This is a genomic window from Streptomyces sp. NPDC055013, from assembly GCF_053608645.1.
On the sequence record NZ_JBSGVW010000054.1, the window covers coordinates 13,556 to 30,781 of the forward strand.

The 17,226-nt window shown below is 70.8% G+C and carries 14 protein-coding genes and 1 pseudogene; 10 read left to right on the forward strand and 5 right to left on the reverse strand.

The features are described from left to right. Positions 1-2 precede the first annotated feature (2 nt). From ACWGDB_RS39180 to ACWGDB_RS39200, 5 genes and pseudogenes are all read left to right on the forward strand, one after another. Positions 3-1,634, forward strand: a pseudogene (locus ACWGDB_RS39180) (sensor histidine kinase); the annotation flags it as partial. A 908-nt stretch (positions 1,635-2,542) separates the two neighbouring features. Then, positions 2,543-3,247, forward strand: a complete 705-nt coding sequence (locus ACWGDB_RS39185; RefSeq protein ID WP_453826829.1) for a response regulator — start codon at positions 2,543-2,545, stop codon at positions 3,245-3,247. A 136-nt stretch (positions 3,248-3,383) separates the two neighbouring features. After that, positions 3,384-4,802 carry an extracellular solute-binding protein gene (locus ACWGDB_RS39190; RefSeq protein ID WP_453826830.1) on the forward strand — a complete coding sequence of 473 codons (1,419 nt, stop codon included), beginning with the start codon at positions 3,384-3,386 and terminating at the stop codon, positions 4,800-4,802. A gap of 10 nt (positions 4,803-4,812) precedes the next feature. Next, positions 4,813-5,748, forward strand: a complete 936-nt coding sequence (locus tag ACWGDB_RS39195) for a carbohydrate ABC transporter permease (RefSeq protein WP_453826831.1) — start codon at positions 4,813-4,815, stop codon at positions 5,746-5,748. 6 nt (positions 5,749-5,754) lie between these two features. Beyond that, the gene (locus tag ACWGDB_RS39200) at positions 5,755-6,594 is read left to right on the forward strand and encodes a carbohydrate ABC transporter permease (RefSeq protein ID WP_453826832.1); all 840 of its coding nucleotides are present in this window, start codon (positions 5,755-5,757) and stop codon (positions 6,592-6,594) included. Here the strand turns inward: ACWGDB_RS39200 and ACWGDB_RS39205 are convergent. Both ACWGDB_RS39205 and ACWGDB_RS39210 read right to left on the reverse strand, forming a co-directional pair. Then, the gene (locus tag ACWGDB_RS39205) at positions 6,584-8,965 is read right to left on the reverse strand and encodes a tetratricopeptide repeat protein (protein WP_453826833.1); all 2,382 of its coding nucleotides are present in this window, start codon (positions 8,963-8,965) and stop codon (positions 6,584-6,586) included. The two genes, ACWGDB_RS39200 and ACWGDB_RS39205, sit on opposite strands and share 11 nt — an antisense overlap. A gap of 105 nt (positions 8,966-9,070) precedes the next feature. Continuing rightward, a complete protein-coding gene (locus ACWGDB_RS39210; protein WP_453826834.1) occupies positions 9,071-9,607 on the reverse strand; it encodes a hypothetical protein in 537 nt (178 codons plus the stop codon). A gap of 113 nt (positions 9,608-9,720) precedes the next feature. On the opposite strand from ACWGDB_RS39210, the gene ACWGDB_RS39215 reads away from it, so the two are divergent. Then, positions 9,721-10,587, forward strand: a complete 867-nt coding sequence (locus ACWGDB_RS39215; protein WP_453826835.1) for a 5'-methylthioadenosine/S-adenosylhomocysteine nucleosidase family protein — start codon at positions 9,721-9,723, stop codon at positions 10,585-10,587. Between the two features lie 163 nt (positions 10,588-10,750). Further along, complete coding sequence (locus tag ACWGDB_RS39220; RefSeq protein ID WP_453826836.1) at positions 10,751-12,679, forward strand: tetratricopeptide repeat protein; 1,929 nt, start codon at positions 10,751-10,753, stop codon at positions 12,677-12,679. Position 12,680: 1 nt separating this feature from the next. Here the strand turns inward: ACWGDB_RS39220 and ACWGDB_RS39225 are convergent, their stop codons facing one another. After that, the gene (locus tag ACWGDB_RS39225; protein ID WP_453826837.1) at positions 12,681-13,208 is read right to left on the reverse strand and encodes an ATP-binding protein; all 528 of its coding nucleotides are present in this window, start codon (positions 13,206-13,208) and stop codon (positions 12,681-12,683) included. A gap of 238 nt (positions 13,209-13,446) precedes the next feature. Between ACWGDB_RS39225 and ACWGDB_RS39230 the strand changes: the two genes are divergently transcribed. After that, a complete protein-coding gene (locus ACWGDB_RS39230; protein ID WP_453826838.1) occupies positions 13,447-14,298 on the forward strand; it encodes a helix-turn-helix domain-containing protein in 852 nt (283 codons plus the stop codon). 8 nt (positions 14,299-14,306) lie between these two features. Then, positions 14,307-14,498, forward strand: coding sequence for a hypothetical protein (locus tag ACWGDB_RS39235; protein WP_453826839.1), 192 nt, complete (start codon positions 14,307-14,309; stop codon positions 14,496-14,498). Here the strand turns inward: ACWGDB_RS39235 and ACWGDB_RS39240 are convergent. Then, positions 14,490-14,951 (reverse strand): TIGR03618 family F420-dependent PPOX class oxidoreductase, encoded by a 462-nt coding sequence (locus tag ACWGDB_RS39240; RefSeq protein WP_453826840.1) that lies wholly within the window; start codon positions 14,949-14,951, stop codon positions 14,490-14,492. The two genes, ACWGDB_RS39235 and ACWGDB_RS39240, sit on opposite strands and share 9 nt — an antisense overlap. 196 nt (positions 14,952-15,147) lie before the next feature. Between ACWGDB_RS39240 and ACWGDB_RS39245 the strand changes: the two genes are divergently transcribed. After that, positions 15,148-15,885: a helix-turn-helix domain-containing protein gene (locus ACWGDB_RS39245; protein WP_453826842.1), complete on the forward strand. Its 738-nt coding sequence runs from the start codon at positions 15,148-15,150 to the stop codon at positions 15,883-15,885. 13 nt (positions 15,886-15,898) lie between these two features. Here ACWGDB_RS39245 and ACWGDB_RS39250 read toward each other — a convergent pair whose 3' ends face one another. After that, on the reverse strand, positions 15,899-17,221 hold the full coding sequence (locus ACWGDB_RS39250) for a DUF3500 domain-containing protein (RefSeq protein WP_453826843.1): 1,323 nt from the start codon (positions 17,219-17,221) through the stop codon (positions 15,899-15,901). Positions 17,222-17,226: the final 5 nt, after the last annotated feature.

Sequence of the window (17,226 nt, forward strand, 5' to 3'; positions counted from 1 at the left end):
ACATGCGCTTCCCCGTCCCCCGACCCCGCAGCCTGGCCGGCCAGCTGTTCGCCATGCAGGCCGTGCTGATAGCGGTGCTCGTCGCCGGGTACGCGGTGTTCACGTACGTCAGTGACCGTGGACAGGCCGAGGACGCGGCGGGGCGGCAGGCCATGGCGGTGGCGCAGTCGATAGCCGACGCCCCGTCCGTGGGTGAGGCGATTCGTACGGCCGATCCGACGGCCGAGCTCCAGCCGTACGCGCTCCGTGTCCAGCGCGATGCAGAGGTCGACTTCGTGACGATCATGAACCCCGAGGGCATCCGCTGGACGCACCCCGACGAGAAGCAGATCGGGCAGCACTTCCGCGGCCACACGGAGCGCGCCCTGCGCGGCGAGCCCTTCACGGAGACGTACACCGGCACGCTCGGCCCGTCCGTCCGGGCGGTCGTACCGATCTACGACGGGGGGAACCGGCCCGCGCAGATCGTCGGGATGGTGAGCGCGGGCATCCGGGTCGAGGAGATCAGCAAGCGGGTGCAGGACCAGCTGACGGCGCTGCTCGGGGTGGCGGGGGGCGCGCTGGCGCTGGGGGCGATCGGCACGTATGTGATCAATGCCCGGCTGCGCCGCCACACCCACGGCATGAACGCGTCCGAGCTGAGCCATATGCACGACTACCACCAGGCCGCCCTGCACGCGGTGCGTGAGGGGCTGCTGATGCTGGACGGGCAGTACCGGGTGGCGCTGATCAACGACGGCGGGCGCGAGCTGCTCGGCGTGGCCGGTGATGTGGTGGGGCAGTCGGTCGCCGAGCTCGGCCTGCCGGCCCCGCTGACCGGGGCACTGCTGGCGTCCGAGCCGCGGGTGGACGAGGTGCACCTCGCAGCGGAACGGGTGCTGGTGGTGAACACGTCACCGGTGTCGGGCGGTGAGCGCCGCGGCACGGTGGTGACCCTGCGCGATGTCACCGAACTCCAGTCCCTGATGGGCGAGTTGGACTCCGAGCGGGGTTTCACCCAGGCGTTGCGGTCACAGGCGCACGAGGCGGCGAACCGCCTGCACACGGTGGTCTCGCTGATCGAACTCGGACGCGCCGAGGAGGCGGTGGAGTTCGCGACGGCCGAGCTGGAGCTGGCGCAGGCACTCACGGACCAGGTCGTCGCGGCGGTCAGCGAACCGGTGCTGGCGGCCCTTCTGCTGGGCAAGACGGCACAGGCCAACGAGCGGGGCGTCGAACTCGTCGTCTCGCAGGACAGCCGACTGGACGACCGCCTGCTGCCGCCGTCCCTGCCGGCCCGGGATCTGGTGACGATCCTCGGCAACCTGATCGACAACGCGGTGGACGCCGCGCAGGGCAGTGTGGGGGCACGAGTGACGGTGACGGCGTACACGCAGGGCGGAGAGCTGGTCCTGCGCGTGTCCGACACGGGGGCCGGGGTGGACCCCGCCCACGCGGAGGCGGTGTTCGAACGCGGCTTCTCGACGAAGCCGGCGGGGCCGGGGGGCCGCGGGCTGGGACTGGCCCTGGTACGGCAGGCGGTACACCGGCACGACGGAGCCCTGTCGGTGACGGAGGCTGCCGGGGGCGGGGCAGAGTTCGAGGCACGGTTGCCGCTGAGCGAGGGGCGCCTGCGGGAGCCCGTGCCGGGGGCAGAACCCGTGCCCGGCGCGGAGCACCTGAGGGGCGCCGAGTCCCCGCCTGACGGCGATACCCTGCCGGGCGCCGAGCCCCAACCGAGCGGCGAGCCGCTGCCGCGCGGCGGGCCACAGCCGGGACCTGCCGCAGACCGCCGCCCACACCTACCCGCAGGCCTCGGCGGACGACCCGAGCCACTCGGGGGCACCGAGACCCCGCCGGACGGCGAGAACCTGCCGGGCGCCGAACCACACCTGGACACCGAGCCCCAACCGGACACGGAGCCACCCGCGGGCGCCGAGCCACTGCCGGACGGCGAGACCCTGCCGGGCGCCGAACCACACCTGGACGCCGAGCCCCAACCGGACACGGAGCCACCCGCGGGCGCCGAGCCACTGCCGGTCGGCGAGACCCTGCCGGGCGCCGAAGCACACCTGGACGCCGAGCCCCAACCGGACACGGAGCCACCCCGGGGCGCCGAGACCCCGCCGGACGGCGAGAACCTGCCTGGCGCCGAACCACACCTGGACACCGAGCCCCAACCGGACACGGAGCCACCCGCGGGCGCCGAGCCACTGCCGGACGGCGAGACCCTGCGGGGCACGGAGCCCCACCTGGACGCCGAGCCCCAACCGGACACGGAGCCACCCCGGGGCGCCGAGACCCCGCCGGACGGCGAGAACCTGCCTGGCGCCGAGCCACACCTGGACGCCGAGCCCCAACCGGACCGCAGGCCCCAGCCGGGCACAGAGCCCCCCGGGGCCGCCGAGCCCTTGCCCGGCGCGGAGCCGGACGGCGAGCGTCGGTCACGCGCCGAGGCCCTGCCGGACGCCGAGCCTGCGCAGCGATCCCGGCGATCTCAGCAATCCCGGCAGTCCGAACCCCGGTCGGGTTCCGATGATGCGGTGGTTTCGAGAGGTGACGTATGACGGCGGCGGCCGAGCAGGCGATTCGCGTCCTGGTCGTGGAGGACGATCCGGTCGCGGCGGACGCGCACATGATGTACGTCGGCCGGGTGCCGGGCTTCGTCGCGGTCGGCAAGGCACACACCGGTGCGGAGGCACGGCGCGCGCTGGAGCGTACTCCGGTGGATCTGCTGCTGCTGGACCTGCACCTGCCGGACGTGCACGGGCTGCAGCTGGCGCGGTCCCTGCGAGCGGCCGGGCACCACGCGGACGTGATCGCGGTGACGTCGGCTCGGGATCTCGCCGTGGTGCGGGAGGGGGTGTCGCTGGGGGTCGTGCAGTACGTACTGAAGCCCTTCACGTTCGCCACGCTCCGGGACCGCCTGGTGCGCTACGCCGAGTTCCATGCGGCGGTCGGCGAGGCGAGCGGACAGGACGAGGTGGACCGGGCCCTGGCGACACTGCGGGCGCCGGGGCCGGTGGCGTTGCCGAAGGGGTTGAGCGGGCCGACGTTGGAGCGGGTCACCGGGGCCCTGCGGGAGGCCGAGGAGGGGCTCACCGCGGCGGGCGTGGCCGAGGCCGTGGGGATCTCCCGGATCACGGCTCGGCGTTATCTGGAGCATCTGGTGGAGGCGGGGCGGGCCGAGCGGGCGCCGGTCTATGGGCAGGTGGGTAGGCCGGAGTTGGTCTATCGGTGGGTTCCGGGGGCGGGGTCGGGCCGGTAGCGGCGTGACCGCGGCGCAAGCAGCTTCCCGAACCACCGTCCAATCCCACGCACACTCATTGACCTGACTAGACCACTCCTCTTAGGTTCACCGGGCAGACAACCCCAGGCCACAACGACGTAGGCCCCAGGAGGTCATGCCCGTGCGCCCCACCGCCCGCCCCGTCCGAGCCGCTCGAACCGCCCGCCGAACCCGCCCCGCCCTCCCCGCACTCCTCGCCCTCACCCTCGCCGCCGCAGGCACGCTCACCGCCTGTGGCGGGGGTTCCGGCAGCGACCCCGACACCCTCAAGGTCTCCTTCAAGCAGTCCACGGACAACTCCATCAAGGTGATGGACACCTACCTCGCGGACGTCAAGAAGCAGTTCGAGAAGGCGAACCCGGGCAAGAAGGTCGAGTTCGTGCCGATCAAGGCCCCGGACTCGGAGTACTACACCAAGCTGCAGCAGATGCTCCGGTCCCCCAAGACCGCCCCGGACCTGGTCTACGAGGACACGTTCCTCATCAACTCGGACATCACCAGCGGGTACTTGAAGCCGCTCGACCCCTACCTCGCCAAGTGGAAGGACTGGGACCAGTTCATCGACACGGCGAAGGCGGCGGCCAAGGGGGAGGACGGGAAGACGTACGGCGTCCCGGACGGGACGGACACCCGGGGCCTGTGGTTCAGCAAGGACATCTTCAAGAAGGCCGGTCTGCCCGCCGACTGGCAGCCGAAGACCTGGGACGACGTCCTCGAAGCCGCCCGAGCGATCAAGAAGAAGGTCCCGGGTGTCACCCCCCTCAACGTCTACACCGGCAAGCCCGCCGGCGAGGCCGCGACCATGCAGGGCTTCGAGATGCTGCTCTACGGCACGAACGACGGCACCACGGACCCGCTCTATGACAAGGCGTCCAAGAAGTGGATCGCCGGCAGCCAGGGGTTCAAGGACGCCCTCACGTTCGTGGAGACGGTGTACAAGGAGAAGCTGGGCCCGGACGTCTCGGACGCCCTCGACCCCAACTTCGGTACCCGCGTGCGCGGTGAACTGCTCCCCGAGGGCAAGCTCGGCATCGACCTCGACGGCTCCTGGCTCCCGCAGGACTGGCTGGAGGGCAGCGGCCACGAATGGCCCGAGTGGTCGCAGAAACTGGGGCTCGCCCACATGCCCACCCAGAACGGCCAGGCCCCCGGCAAGGTGAGCATGTCCGGCGGCTGGACCTGGTCCATCCCGGCCAAGGCGGGCAACCCCGACCTGGCCTTCGAGTTCGTCAAGACGATGCAGACCAAGGCGAACGCCCAGAAGTGGTACATCGCCAACTCGGGCATCGCGGTGCGCAAGGACGTCGCGGCCGATCCCGCGTACGTCGACGCACAGCCAGGCATCAAGTTCTTCACCGACCTCGTCGCGTCGACCCACTACCGGCCCGCCTACCCGGCGTACCCGAAGGTGTCCACCGCGATCCAGGAGGCGATGGAGGGCGTGACGACGGGTGACGCCTCGGTCGAAGACGCGGCCAAGTCGTACGACGAGGAGCTGAAATCCGCGACGGACGACCAGGTGATCGAGAAGTGAGTCACCGCTCATGAAGACCGCCACCGGCCCCGGCCTCGCGAAGAGGCCGGGCCGGGCCCCCGCACCGGCCGCACCTGGCGCCCGCCCTCGTCACGTGCCGTTCCTGCGGGCCCTGCCCGTCACGCCCGCCGTCGTCCTCCTGGTCCTCTTCCTCGCCGGTCCCATCGCCTACTGCGCCTACATCGCCTTCACCGACCTCCAGCTCACCGGCCAGGCCGAGGACTCCTTCGTCGGTTTCGACAACTTCCGTACGGCGTTCGACGACGAGGCGTTCCGCAACGCGGTCTGGCTGACCCTCGTCTTCACCGTCATCTCCGCCCTGCTCGGCCAGAACACGCTGGGCCTGGCCCTGGCCGCGCTGATGCAGCGCGCGTCGAAGCCCGTACGCACCCTGGTGGGCGCCATCGTCATCACGGCGTGGGTCCTGCCGGAGGTCGTCGCGGGCTTCCTGCTCTACGCCTTCTTCCGCCGCGAGGGCACCCTGAACGCCGTCCTGGACTGGCTCCATCTCCCCACCCAGAACTGGCTGTTCACACTCCCGATCCTGGCGGTGTCGTTCGCGAACGTCTGGCGCGGCACCGCGTTCTCGATGCTGGTCTACTCGGCGGCGCTGAACGAGATCCCCAAGGAGATCACCGAGGCGGCGGAGGTCGACGGCGCCGGCGGCTGGCGCCGCATGTGGCACATCACCCTCCCGATGATCCGCCGTTCCATCGGCACCAACCTGATGCTCATCACCCTCCAGACGCTGTCCGTCTTCGGCCTGATCTGGGTGATGACCAGGGGCGGCCCGGGCGGCAAGAGCCAGACGCTGCCGCTGTTCATGTACGAGGAGGCGTTCCAGAAAAGCATGATCGGTTACGGCACGGCGGTCGCCCTCCTGCTGCTGGTGGTGGGCTCGTTGTTCTCCGTGGTCTACCTGCGTCTGCTGCGAACGGAGGTGTGACGCCGTATGCCTCGCACTCTCTCGTCCCGACGCACCTCTCACCGTCTGGCCGCCGACGCCGGGCTCCTGGTGGTGGCCGCTGCCTTCGTGCTCCCGCTGGCGTGGGTGCTCCTGTCCTCGCTGGACACGAACGCCGACCTCCAGGTGAAGGTCCCGGACGGCGTCACGCTCGACAACTTCGACGCGGTCCTCACCCCGGACATCACCTTCACACCGCTGCTCAACAGCCTGCTCCTGTGCGGCGGGGGCACGGCACTGACGGTCGCGTGCGCGGCGCTCGCCGCCTACCCGCTGTCGCGGTTCCGGTCCCGCTTCAACCGCCCGTTCCTGCTCACGATCCTGTTCGCGACGAGCCTGCCGATCACGGCGATCATGGTGCCGGTCTATGCCCTGTTCGTGCAGGTGAACCTCATCGACACCATGGAAGGAACGATCTTCTTCTTCGCCGCCTCTCAACTGCCGTTCGCCATCTGGCTGATGAAGAACTTCATGGACGGCGTACCGAAGGAGCTGGAGGAGGCGGCCTGGACGGACGGGGCATCGTCGCTCCAGTCGTTGCTGCGGGTCGTGCTGCCGCTGATGGGGCCCGGGGTGGCGGTGGTGACGGTGTTCTCGTTCGTGATGATGTGGGGGAACTTCTTCGTCCCGTTCATGCTGCTGCTCACGCCGGACCAGATGCCGGCCGCGGTGAGCATCAACGAGTTCTTCGGAAATCGGGGGACGGTGGTGTACGGGCAGCTGGCGGCGTTCTCGATCATCTACTCGACCCCGGTGATTCTGCTCTATGTGCTGGTGGCGAGGCGGCTGGGTGGAGGGTTTGCGTTGAGTGGGGCGGTCAAGGGGTGAGGTTGCCGGCGCGGGTGCGGGCTTCGGTGGGGGCGTTGGCGCGGGTGTAGGCATCGGCTGCCTGGAGGTAGTGGGCGCGGGTGGCGGCGGGGCGACCGGCCTGCTCATGGGCGACGGCCAGGTTGCGGAGGGCGTTGCCTGCCCGATACCAGTCTTCGAGCTCCTCATAGACCCCCAAAGCCCCGCTGTGCGCTTCGATCGCCTCCTCCACCTGGCCCGCCTCCCGCAGCGCGAGGCCGAGGTTGTTCCACGCGAAGGCCTCGCGGTGGCGGTCCCCGGCGGCCTGGTACAGGTCACGGGCGCGCGTGTGCGCCTCGATCGCCTCCTCCAACCGGCCCGCCTCCCGCACTGCGTTGCCGAGACTGTTCAAAGCGTCGGCCTCGCCGTGGCGGTTTGCGGAGGCCTGGTAGAGGGCGCGCTCGTGGGTGTGCGCCTCGATCGCCTCCCCCACCCGGCCCGCCTCCCGCAGGGCGATGCCGAGGTTGTGCCACGCGCTGGCCTCGCCGTCGCGGTCCCCGGCGGCCTGGCACAGGTCGCGGTCGTGGGTGTGCGCCTCGATCGCCTCCCCCACCCGGCCCACCTGCCGCAGGGCGGCGCCGAGGTTGCCCCACGCAATGGCCTCACCGTGGCGGTACCCTGCACGGTCGGCGGCCTCCCGCGCGGCACCAGCGACAGTGATCCAGTCGTCAAAGTACCGCCGCCACGCCAGATACACCCCCAGACTTCCGGCCAGCCGCACCCCCGCCCTCGCAAACCGCTCCTCCCGCGCCCACGACACCGCCGCCACCAGCCCCGCCCGCTCCCCGTCGAACCACGCCAGAGCCTGCCCCCGGTCCCCGAACCGCTCCGGCTCCGCCATCCCCGGCAACCACCGCAACCGGTCATCAGCCGCATCCGCCCACCGCACATAGAACCCCAGCACCCGCTCCCGAGCCCCCTCCCCCTCCTCCCGCAACTCCACATCCCCCGCCACCACACCCACCCCGAACGCCCGCACCAAGTCATGCAACCGCCACCGTGTGCGCCCGCTCCCCCGCTCGACGAGATGCGCACGGGCCAGCGCCCTCAGGTCGCGCAGTGGCGGAGTCTCGGCTCCCACCAGCGCGGCGACGACCTCGTCGCCCACCTCGGGCCCGGGCGCGAGGGCCAGCAGACGCAGCAGCCGCGCCTGCTCGGGCGGCAACCGGCGATAGGAGAGCTCGAAGGCGGCGCGGACGCTGCGCTCGCCGTCGTCGAGGTTGTCGAACTCGGCGAGTTCCGCGACGAGTTCGGTCACCGGTTTGTCCGGATCCTCCGCCAGCAGGGCGGCCGCGATCTGCAAGGCCAGCGGCAGGTGCCCGCAGAGGACGGCGAGTTGCCGAGCGCTGTCGGGATGGTCGGTGACCCGGCTGTCACCCGGGTCGGCGATCCGCAGAGCGCGGTCGAGGAGTTCGTACGCCTCGTTCGGCGTGAGCTGCCCCAAGGGGATGAGTCTCGCGCCCAGTTGGGGCAACCGGTCCCGGGAGGTGACCAGGACGTGGTGCTGAGGGTCACCCGGCAGCAGGGGCCGTACCTGGTCCGGCGAGGACGCGTTGTCGGCCAGGATCAGCACCGCGCCCCGTTCCCGGCCGCGCGCGGCCAGCGTCGAGCGGTAGAGCGCAGTCCTCTCGTCCGCCGTGGCGGGGATGTGCTCCGGCGGTGTGCCGAGGGCGCGCAGCAGTGCCTGAAGGGCCCGGTCGGCGGTGACGGGCTCCTGGTCGTAGCCGTGCAAGTCGATGAAGAGCACTCCGCCCGGAAACCGCCCCTGTGAACAGGCGAGATGGGCGGTCTCGACGGCGAGCGCGGTCTTGCCGACGCCGCCGAGGCCGGACACGGCGGCGACGAGGACCGGGGCCGCCGACGCCTCCGACCGCGCGCCGCCCGTCGAGTCCAGGTGCAGGTCCAGGGCACGCAGCAAGGCGGCTGTCTCCTCCTCGCGGCCGGTGAACCCGCCGGGCCTGGGGGGCAGGCCCGCCAGGGCCTCGGGTACGGCGGCCCCGCCCCGCTGGATCACGACCTGTACGCCGATCACCTCGCGCAGGAAGACGCCGCCGCGGAAGTCGGAGTGGTCACCGTCGTACCAGGACGACGTGCCGCTGCCCGGCGCGTGCCGTTCCATACGCCGCGCGACGGCACCGGCGACGCGCCGTGGATCGAGGGCGAGCAGGTCGGCCACGGTCTCGCCCCACTCCCGTACCGCGTCCCGGCGCGCGGGATCGGTCGCGGCCTCGGCGATGTCCGCGGCGGACGCCCCCGCGTCCAGCCCCACCGCCCGTGCCAGCCTCTCCACGGCCCGGCGTCCCCCGTCCCCGGCCGCGCCCTCGGCGAGGGCCGCCAGCAGCGCCGCCTCCATCCGCTGATACCCCCCGTCCCGCCCACCCCGCACCCAATGGCGCGGTGAGCCGGCGCCCATCTGCTGTCTGCTGCGTACGTCAAAGGTAGGGCGCCAAGGGCGAGTTCACGCCCCGTTCGCGTACCACACCACCTGCGAGCCGAGCCCGGCCACGGCGAGTGCCTCCAGTACCGACACCGCGATGAGCAGCCCGCTCCCGCCGGATGCCCAGAACACGACCAGCACCGCGAACGGAACCAAGCAGAACGCCGTCAGGTCCACCACTGTCTGGATGGCCTTCCGGGACTTGCGCCGCACGTCCACGCGATGCGCGGTCTCCCAGCCGAACGCCTCGAATCCGCCGCCGGGTTCGGCCAACTCCGCGAGCCGGGGCCCGAGGTCCTCGCGCACGTAGGCGCCGATTGCGGAGATCTTCTGGTCGTTCACGAGGTACGTCCACCCGAGCACGACACACACCGGCGGCAGCGCGAGCAGCATCGACGGCTGCTCCGCCTGGGCGGCTGCGGCAATGACGGCGGCCACGGCGGCCAAAGTCACGTACAGCAGGTTGTCCCGGAAACCGATCCGCGCCTTCTGCTCGTCCTTGACTGTCTGGTACTCGGCGAGCAGCAATTGCCCTACGGTCACGTCTTGTTCCGGCATACGACGTCCTTCCCCCTCCGCGTGCGAGGACACCCTACGGACCGTGCGGTGCGAGTGGTGCACGGTCCGTCAACGCCCCACCGGGGCCGATGACTTGCAAGTACCTTGGAAGGGTGCCGGAGACAAACCCAACCGCCGTGATCCTCACCGCCCTCGCGCTCGAATACGACGCCGTGCGCGCCCACCTCATAGCGCCGGAGGAACTCGTCCACCCCGTCACCGGCACCCGGGTCGAACGGGGCCGGCTCGCGGACACGGACTGGACCGTCGCCGCTGCGGAGCTCGGCGAGGGAGCTCTGAACGCCGCCGCGCTCACGACCCAGATCGTCGACTGGCTCAGCCCGGAGGTGCTGCTCTTCGTCGGCATCGCGGGCGGGCTCAAGGACGACATCGAGATCGGTGACGTCGTGATCGGCACAAAGGTGTACGCCGTCCACGGCGGCAAGCAGACGCCGGAGGGCTTCCGCGCCCGGCCCGAGGTCTGGCACGGCTCGCACCGGCTCGTTCAGGCGGCCAGATCCGCCCTGCGGGACGTACGGGATGTAACTGCGCACCGGAAGCCGATCGCGGTCGGCGACGTCGTCCTGGCCGACGACAGATCGGCCTTCGCCGAGCACATCCGGCTGCACTACAACGACGCGTGCGCCATCGAGATGGAAGGCTCCGGCGCCGCCCACGCGGCCCACCTGAACGGCCAGTTGGATGCCCTGGTCATCCGGGGCATCAGCGACCGCGCCAACGCCGAGAAGCACAAGGCCGACGCCTCGGGCTCACAGAAACTCGCCGCCACGCAGGCCGCGTCGGTCGCGGTGGCGGTGCTGCGCAAGCACCGGCCGCGCGGAGGTTCCGCCGACGCCGAGGAGCGTCCCCATCGACGCGACAGCGACGCCTCAGCGACGTACGGCGGAGACCACATCGACTTCAGGGGCGCCACCTTCCACGCACCCGTCACCGGCAAGCGGACCGAACGGGAGCGTTAGGCCCACCGTCCACGGCCCGGTACCGCGAGCGACGACGACACTGCCGCCCCGGCCGCCCGGCTTCACCGGCCGGTCCGCCGAGCTGGACCGTCTCCTCCCCCACCTCGCACCGACCGAGGCCGACACAGCCGCACTCCCGCTCCTCATCTTCGCCGTCACCGGCATGGGCGGCATCGGCAAGACGGCGCTGGCCGTGGAGGCGGCGCATCGGGCGAGCAGGGAGGGATGGTTCCCCGGCGGAACACTCTTCGTCGATCTGCGCGGATACGACGAGAACCCGGTGACGGCGGACCAGGCCGTGCTGGCGCTGCTCGACGCGCTGGGCGTGCGGGGCCCGGATCTACCACCGACTTCGCCCCGCCAGTACGACGCGTATCGCGCCCTCCTCGCGGAGCGACGGGACCGGACGCTGCTGATCCTCGACAACGCCTCGGACCCCGCCCAGTTCCTGCCGCTCCTGCCCGGCACGGACCACCACCGGGTACTGATCACCTCCCGGAACCGCCCGGACGCCCTCCCCGTCCGCCTCATCGACCTGGAAACCCTGCCCCCGGACGACTCCATCGCCCTCGTGACCCACGCCCTCCACGACGCCGACGAACGCGACGAGCGCCCGCTGCGGGAACCGGACGCCCTCCGCGAACTGGCCTCCCTCTGCGGCCACCTCCCCCTCGCCCTCCAGATCGCCGCCGCGATGCTCCGCAGACGACGGCATCGGGACATCGCGTCGCTGGTGACCGAGATCCAGGCGGCCGGCGACCCGACCACGGTCCTGGACAAGGGAAGCCCCGGAACGGATCTGTACGGCCGCTCCCTCGTTCTCCGCCCCGTACTGGAGACCTCGTACCACCGGCTGCCGCCCGACCAGGCCCGCCTCCTACGCCTGCTCTGCCTCGCGCCGGGCACGGAGACCGGCACGGAGGCGATCAGCGCCCTGGCCGACCTCGACCTGGAGGCCGCGCTGGGCTTGCTGGAGGATCTGGCCGCTACGCACCTCGTGACCCCTGTGCGATACGTCGGCGGGGACGGGAACGACAGAGCGACTCCCGCCCTGCGGTGGCGGTTGCATGACTTGGTGCGGGCGTTCGGGGTGGGTGTGGTGGCGGGGGATGTGGAGTTGCGGGAGGAGGGGGAGGGGGCTCGGGAGCGGGTGCTGGGGTTCTATGTGCGGTGGGCGGATGCGGCTGATGATCGGTTGCGGTGGTTGCCGGGGATGGCGGAGCCGGAGCGGTTCGGGGACCGGGGGCAGGCTCTGGCGTGGTTCGACGGGGAGCGGGCGGGGCTGGTGGCGGCGGTGTCGTGGGCGCGGGAGGAGCGGTTCGCGGGGGCGGCGGGGCGGCTGGCCGGAAGTCTGGGGGAGTATCTGACCTGGCGGCGGTACTTCGACGACTGGATCACCGTTGCCAGTGCCTGGCGGGAGGCCGCCGACCGTGCCGGGGACCGTGATGGCGAAGCCATGGCGTGCGACCACCTCGGCAGCGCCCTGCTGGAGGCCGGCCGGGTGGAGGAGGGGGCCGACGCCTACATTCGCGCCCTCGTCCTGTACCAGTTTGGCGGGGACCGCAAGAGCGAGGCCGGAGCGAGGAACAACCTCGGCCTCGCCCTGCGGGCGGCAGGCCGGGTGGAGGAAGCGATCGAGGGGCTCACTCGCGCCCGCGACTTGTACCAAGCCGTCGGGGACCGCAACGGCGAGGCCGACGCGTGGAACAACCTCGGCCTCGCCCTGCGAGCGGCAGGCCGGGTGGAGAAGGCGATCGAGGCACACACCCGCGCGCGCAACCTGCACCTGGCCGCCGGGGACCGCCACCGCGAGGCCATCGCGTGGAACAACCTCGGCCTCGCCCTGCGGGAGGCGGGCCGGGTGGAGGAGGCGATCGAGGCGCATGGCGCGGCTTTGGGAGTCTATGAGGGGCTCGAAGACTGGTACCGGGCAGGCAACGCCCTTCGCAACCTGGCAGCCGCCCATAATAGGGCCGGGAGCCCCGCCGCCGCCCGCACCCACTACCTCCAGGCAGCCGACGTCTACACCCGCGCCAACGCCCCCAGCGAAGCTGCCCAAGCCCGCACCCTGGCTGCGGAATTGCAGGACTGACTCAACCTCCGGTCACTCCCCACCCCTCCACCCCCACCTCCCCAAACCCCCGAGCCCCCTCCCTCCCCACCACAGCCCACATCCGCGTCCCTCCCCCCGGCTCCCGGGCCTCTCCGAACCCCCACTCCCCCTCGCAGGCCCGCACCACGCACCCCAACAGTCGTAGCGCCGCCCGCCTCCGCGCATCGCAGGCCGCGACGACCTTCGGGTGGCTGTGCCGGGGATGTCCGTCGTAGAGGATCACCCGCAGCGCGCCGTCCCTGAACCGCAGCGACACATACACCTCGGCACCTGGCGTGAACCGGCATGCGCACGCGGCGAGTTCGCCGACGACCTGTACGGCTGCGTCGGTCATGTCCTCCAGCCCGTGTGCGTACAGGGCAACGCGAGTCGCCGCCCGCGCAACCCGCGAACTCATCGGCCCGGCAGGCAGGGTGAGGCTGTACGCGAGGGACTCCGGGGACGGCGGCGCGGCCTCGCTCACATCGTCGGAGGCGGGACAGGCCGAGGCGGCCAAGGCGACATGCATGGCAACTCCCTTGATGCAGATGTGTACTTGACGAACCACGACAAGGTCGGTGGCCTGTCGCGCGGGCTCAGGCAGGCTCGCGCGATGCACTTCCGACGACGCCAGGCCGTAAGCGACTCGTCACCAACTGTAGGGCATGAAGGGAGTACACGTACTACCCTTTGCGGAATGCTCGGTGGACCAACCACGCACCCCAGAGGCAAACTAACCCCGTCAAGAGCCGGACACGAGGGGACACATGCCGCCGAGGAATACACCGACGGAGCGTCAGCGACGCCTCGGCGAGGAGTTGCGCAGGATGCGCATCGCGGCCGGGATGACCACCGAGCGCGCCGCCGGACTACTCGGCGTCCCGCGCACCAACGTGCCCAACATGGAGTCCGGCCGCTCCGGCATCAGCCCCGAGCGGGTACGTACGCTCGCGGGCAACTACGGCTGCACGGACCAGGCGCTCATCGAGGCGCTCGCCGCCATGGCAGGGTCCCGCGAGAAGGGATGGTGGGAGTCCTACCGGGGCCAACTCCGCGACGACTTCCTGGACATCGCCGAACTGGAGTGGCATGCCAGCCGCCTGCGCATCGCAACGACCGTGCACCTGCCCGGCCTCCTCCAGACCGAGGAGCACAGCCGTGCCGTCTTCGCCGCCGTCATCCCGCCCCTGCCCCAGGCGGCCATCGACCTCCGCACGGCGCACCGGATCGATCGACAGCAGGTTCTCGACCGCCCTGAACCCCCGTCACTCGACGCGATCGTCCACGAGGCCGCCCTTCGTATGGAGTTCGGCGGGCCGAAGGTGGCCAGGCGGCAGCTCAACCACCTCCTGCGCATGTCCGAAGGGGACAGCGTCATTCTCCGGGTCATCCCGTTCAAGGTCGGCGGCTTCCCCGGCGCCGGGCAGTCCGTGATCCACGCCGAGGCCGCCGTCCCCCGCCTTGACACCGTGCAGCTGGACAGCACGCACGGCGCTGAGTTCATCGACGCGGAGGCACAGCTCGCCAAGTACCGGGCCCAACTCGACGCGACCGAGGCAGTGGCACTAGCCCCGGACGACTCTCGAACCTTCATCCACGCGCTCGCCAACGACCTCTAGGAGCCCTCATGCCGGACATCACCTGGGAAGACCCCTTCTGCGGCGAGGGCGCCAACTGCTTCCGCATAGGCACCGACCCCCACGGCAACGCCTACATAACCATCGCCGGCCAGGAAGACACCTACCTCACCGACAGCCGCGAAGCCCTCCGCACTCTCATCCGCGACATCAAGGCCGGCAAGGCCGACCACCTACTCTGACGCGACCTCCGTCTCCGCCCCCGACAGCACCCCCGCCCGAAACGGCTCCACCCCCACGACCCTCCGCACCCGCACCGGCTCGATCAGCAGCATCACCCGCCGCTCCCCGGGGAGGAGCCACGGATACCGCTCCTCCCCGATGTACTTCCGTGCCAGCCGGTCCATGGCCCGCTCGGCCGCCTCGCCCGCCACGAAACGGACCACCCGCCCCCGGATCTCGGCCCGGTCGTAGGGGTGCTCGGTGTCGATGTGGGACAGCGAAACGTTGGGATTGAGCCGCAGGTTGTCCACCTTCACGCGCCCCATGGACGTGTTGACCATGACGTACTCGTCTTCGATGTCCGCCCACATGGGCGAAACCTGCGGCATCCCGTCCGGGTCCACCGTCGCCAGGTGCCAGAAGTTCGGAGCGAGGAGACGCTCGCGAATATGCCCATTGAGCTTGCCGTTCACCGTCGGTCACCGCCTTTCGAGGCCGTCTCCGTGACGCCCCGCGCCATCCTGTCCGCCACCCCGCTCCGCTCGACAGACGATCTTCAGCCAGCGCGGACCGACGTCCAACCCGCCAGTAGCCGTACTTTCCTACAATCCGTGATCCTGGCCGAACAGACCGTAGTCACCCCACTCCGGCCGCCCTACGTTGTGCCCCGTGCGCCGACCCCAAGCCCAACCGAACCAGCCCCACAACCGCTCCAGCCGCCGTACCCCGCCCACTCCCCCCTTCAACGCCCCCGCCGCCCGCAGACTGCGCGCCGCCCTCAACATGCGGCCCGAGCACGTCGCCTACGGCATGCGGACCTCGTACGGACTCCCTTACGTCACCGAGGACCTCGTCCTCGCCTGGGAACGCGAGATCGCGGCCCCGGACAACAGCGAGCTGACCGCTCTGGCGGGCGTGCTGTGGTGCTCGCCCAGTGAACTGCTCGGCAAGCCCCGGACATTGCGCGAACATCGCATCGCCCGTGGCCTCGCCCCCGAGGACGTGGCCCGCACCGTCGGGCACGACCTCGGCACGTACCTCCGCATGGAGGAGAGCGACGACTGGCAGGGCACCGAGCGTCAGTCCGCCGCCCTCGCCGACGTCCTCGGCCTGACCGTCCCGGACTTCATCACCGTCACCGGCCGTGACGCGAAACTGGCCGACCTGCTGCGCAGTGCCGTGACGACGCGCTGGCAGGCGTACGTGCGCCCGGTCGGGAAGATGGTGCCCCTGGACCGGCGGCTCCTGGAGGACGCCCTTCAGGAGCTGCACCAGAACTACCAGGGGCAGATGACCGCCACGCTCAGCTGGGGCGGTGGCGGGGGCGACTCCAGCGCGGCCGGCCGTGAGTTCCTGGACCGGATCGTGGAGCACTTCTGGAGGACCATCCAGGGGGACGCCACCTGACGTCTCAGTCGTTTCAGTGGTCGTTCTCCAGGTGCAGCTTCAGCAGGTCCACGCCGTAGTCGCCGCCGTTGGGCGTGCGGATCATGGTGTGGATGTGCTGCTGGGAAGGCTCCCCGCCACCCATGCCCATGCCGCCCGAGCCGGAGCTCGCAGTGGGGCCGGCCGAGGAGTTCTCGTTCCAGAAAAGCGGGGCCTGCGCGTCGTACTCGATCAGGATGACCGGGCTGTGCACCCGGTAGTAGAAGGCGGAGTCGTCCTTCGTCTCACCCATCCAGTAGAAGTACGTGTCGTCCAGATGCTCCGCGACCTCGGTCATCTTGACCTCGGCGTGCCCCTCGTTGGCGTAGCCGACGTACACACCGACGAGGTCCAGGAGCTTCTGCCGCTGCGCGGAGGTGAGGTCGGCCCCGGGCAGACCCTCGTGGGCGAGCTTCAGGTTGTCCTGGCCGGGGCCGGACTTCATGTCCTCGTTGCCGTTGGCCTGTGCGGAGACCGCCTTGGCCCGCTGGGTGGTGTTCAGGGAGCGCACCATGGCCAGGCCGGCCTTCGTCTCCGGACGGAACAGGGTGATCTTCTCGCCCTGGTAGGTGGCCGAGGTCGGCTCCGACCCCATGAAGGTCGGCGTCATGACGACCTGGTCGCCCAGGACGAAGTAGTTGATGGCGACATGGTGGCCCTCGAACTGGAAGCCCCAGGGCTTCGTCGTCGACGGGGTGCTCATGAAGGTGAAGAAGTAGTGGCCCTCGGTGAGGGTCTCCTGGCCCCCGCCCCGGGATTCGCCGAGAAGTCCGTTGAGCTTCATGATGCCGCGGGTCTGCTTGAGCCCTTCGGCGGACAGGGCCGCGCCGAGCAGGGCGTAGCCGAGGTCACGCTGCTCGGTGGTCAGGTCGCCCACCCGTACGCCCTTGCGTTCGTAGCCGTCGACGTTGCTCCAAGCCGTCCATTCGTCGGCGTCGACGTCGAACGTGCAGGACCGGCGTTCCTTGGTGGACAGCCCGTCGAGGAAGGCCTGCCCCGCCTTGACCAGCGCGTCCGTGGAAACACCGGTGGAGTGGACCGAGAACAGGTCCTCGACGACGTCGCCGTCGGTGGTGACGCCCTTGACGTCGGCGTACTTGACCTGGGTGGCTCCGGGGCCCATGCCGCCGCCTCCACCCGGCCCGCCCGAGGGCATGGCGCTCGGGGCGGCGGAGGCGGTGCTCGTCGAGTCGGACGAGCCGTTGGAGCAGCCGGTCATGGTGGCCGTCGCGGCGACGCCGCCGGCCAGCAGCGCCTTGTTCATGAACCAGCGGCGGCTGTGTTCGGCCTCAGGGGTGCGTTGTCGGTGTCCGTGCATGGACC